Source organism: Nostoc sp. T09 (assembly GCF_002154695.1).
Classification (GTDB): Bacteria; Cyanobacteriota; Cyanobacteriia; order Cyanobacteriales; family Nostocaceae; genus Aulosira.
Genome location: NZ_MTAV01000106.1, coordinates 1 through 3050 on the forward strand (window position 1 = coordinate 1; position 3050 = coordinate 3050).

General features: G+C 40.4%; 1 protein-coding gene and 1 pseudogene. One reads left to right on the forward strand and one right to left on the reverse strand.

Annotation, left to right across the window (positions count from 1 at the left end; all coding sequences use genetic code 11):
* Nucleotides 1-188 precede the first annotated feature (188 nt).
* Complete coding sequence (locus BV372_RS20790) at nucleotides 189-2204, reverse strand: serine/threonine-protein kinase (protein WP_086688395.1); 2016 nt, start codon at nucleotides 2202-2204, stop codon at nucleotides 189-191.
* A gap of 453 nt (nucleotides 2205-2657) precedes the next feature.
* On the opposite strand from BV372_RS20790, the pseudogene BV372_RS20795 reads away from it, so the two are divergent.
* Nucleotides 2658-3050: pseudogene (locus BV372_RS20795) on the forward strand (peptidase); the annotation flags it as partial.

Sequence of the window (3050 nt, forward strand, 5' to 3'; positions counted from 1 at the left end):
TAAAGTTGTGCATTAGATTTCTAATTGATAGGGCGCTAAAGCGCAACTACGAACATTTTTATTGCAACATTTTAGTCTGGTCACGCCACTACGTATATTTCAAAAATCAAATATGAGTCCTATAGACAAATAGTTGGATAAACCAAGAATCCCCCTGATGACTGCAAAGCAGCGGAGCAGGGGGATTGTTAATCAGACAAATGCCAAATCTTGATAATGTTCTCAGCACTACCACCACTAGCAATAGTTTTGCCATCGGGGCTAGTTGCTATCGAATAAATATAACCAGAATCTTGCTTCAAAGTGCGAATTTCTTTTCCAGTTACCGTATTCCATAGTTTGATTGTGTTGTCACTACTGCCACTAACAAGAATTATGGTATTTAATGTTTTGCTATCTTCTACTTTTGGTAGATAAGCAACAGAATTGACTTTATCAGAATGACCTTTCAATGTCCGCATTGTCTCGCCGGTTACCAGATTCCACAATTTAATTGTTTTATCCTTACTCCCACTAGCAAGAGCCACACCATCAGGACTAAAAGCAACGGAAATAATCAATTCTGAATGTCCTACAAAAGTACGGATTTCTTTTCCTGTTGACACATTCCACAGTTTAATTGTTTTATCCCAACTACCACTAGCAAGGGTACTACCATCAGGACTGAAAGCAATAGCAGAAACTGCCTGAGAATGTCCCACCAAGGTACGAATTACCTTGCCAGTGGAGAAATTCCACAGTTTAATTTTCTTGTCTAAGCTAGCACTAGCAAGGGTTTTACCATCAGGACTAAAAGCAACAGCAGAAATTCCATCAGTATGCCCTTTTAAGGTAAGGATTTCTTTTCCAGTGGAAATATTCCACAGTTTGATAGTCTTATCTGCACTACCACTGGCTAGGGTTTTACCATCGGGACTAAAGGCGACAGTCCAAATCCATCGAGAGTGTCCCTTGAGAGTCCGGATTTCTTTTTTAGTTACTAGATTCCACAGTTTGATTGTGTTGTCATCACTGCCACTAGCCAGGGTAACACCATCATTAGCGAAGGCGACAGAATTCACATCGCTGGAATGTCCTTTGAGGGTGTTGGGTTGATCGGAATTTCCTGTGGTGTTTGCAGGCTGATTGGGGTTAGAGAATCTCATGGCTGGCTGCGGACGAGACTGTAAATACCAAATTCCTGCTAATCCCAGCAGGAAAATAGCTGCACTGATCAACAGCCGATTTTTGAATTGTGGTATTTGGGTAGTTGATGAGCTTGGAAGCAAAGTTGGGAGCGATGCTGCTAATGCTTTCTGAGTTGTCAAGTCCTTGATGACTTCATCAGCAGATTTATAACGTTTGTCGATGTCTGTTGTTAACAGCTTGTCCAGAACCAGATCCAAATTTACATCTAAGACTAACCCATGCCTGCCTTGATTACTTAAATATTGCTGCCAAGAGTTAACCCAACTATAGCCATTTTGCATCCACAGTTGAGATGGGCGAATCCTAGTTAATAAATGAAAGCAGGTCGCACCTAAACTGAATAAATCACTGGCTGGATAAGTTTTGCCATCCTGCATTTGTTCAATCGGAGTATAACCATGTGAGCCAATGGTCGTCCCGATTTGAGTATGCACTGCTGCTGTCAGCTGCTTTGAGGAGCCAAAATCAATTAAGACTAATCGCCCATCACTTTGACGACGAATAATATTTTGTGGCTTGATATCGCGATGAATGACTCCGCGATCGTGGATAAACTTCAAAATAGGAAGTAAATCTAACAAAAGTTCAATAATTTTACTCTCGTTGTAGATTACACCTTTTTGTAATTCTTGGAGTAAATTCTGCCCATTGATATATTGTTGGACTAAAAACAGATAATTATCTTGTTCAAAGTAAGCCAAAAGAGTAGGAATTTGCGGATGTTCTCCTAATTTTTGCAGTTGTTTAGCTTCATCTTTAAATAGCTCAACTGCTTTCTTCAATGCAGAAGTTTCCTGTATTTTTGGTGCGAATTGTTTAACTACACACCATTCATTTAGTTTATCCGCATCTTCCGCTAGATAGGTTCTACCAAATCCGCCCTCATCAGAAATCACTTTAATTACACGGTAACGACCCCGCAAAAGCGGTATCAATGGTGTATTGCAACTCTGGCAAACCTCGTTTTTATCAGCATTTTGAGGACTTGGGCAGTCGGGATTCAGACAGCAGCGCATACTGGGAATCCATTGACATTTTGCGTATATATTAATTCATGACACATAATTTTGCTATAAAGTTGCCACTAATGATTATTTTGCATCAGGAAATTAATCTACAAGTAACTCAACAATTTAGAATTAAAAATAAATTCTTTTTTAGAGCGATCGCCAGCAGCATCCTCTCTGCGTAGGTGGCTCATTATATATGAGCTATGTACTTTTAATAATTTAGATTCAAAAAAACTTTGATCGCATCCCACTGTTGATACAGATAAATTGGTGAACGTTACTACCCTGCGGAAAACCACTTTATGGGTATCTAAGCTCAAATTTAGAAGGACAAATTCCTCGGTAAAAGTTTCCCATTTAGGGAAACCAAGGCTACTGGCGATAAGTCGGAGAATAGCAAGGGAGCAATGGCTCCTTTTCATAAATTTTCGCAAAATTCAAAAAAAATTGAGGAGTGTTATGCAATTAAGAAAAAACAATAAGAAATCGCGTTTTTGCCCAAATTTGGCTGTGATTTTTTCGATGGGCAGTAGTTTGTTGATTGGGAGTTATTCTCTGCCTATCAGTGCTTTAGAAATCCCAGAATTCCTGGGAAAATTTACAATTGCCAAAACACCAGATGAGAGGCAACCAGAAGCAGTAGAACAAGGAATTGAGCAAATTCCTACATCTCCAGCCCCTGTAGCTCCACAACGCACTCAACCTATTGATTCACCTCTGCCCCCGCGTGTACCGCCCACAACTACAAATGCTGAACCAGCGCCAAGCCCGAGACCATCCAGACCTGTAGAAACAGAACCAGCGCCAAGTCCGAGACCATCTAGACCTGTAGAGACAGAACCAGCGCCAAGT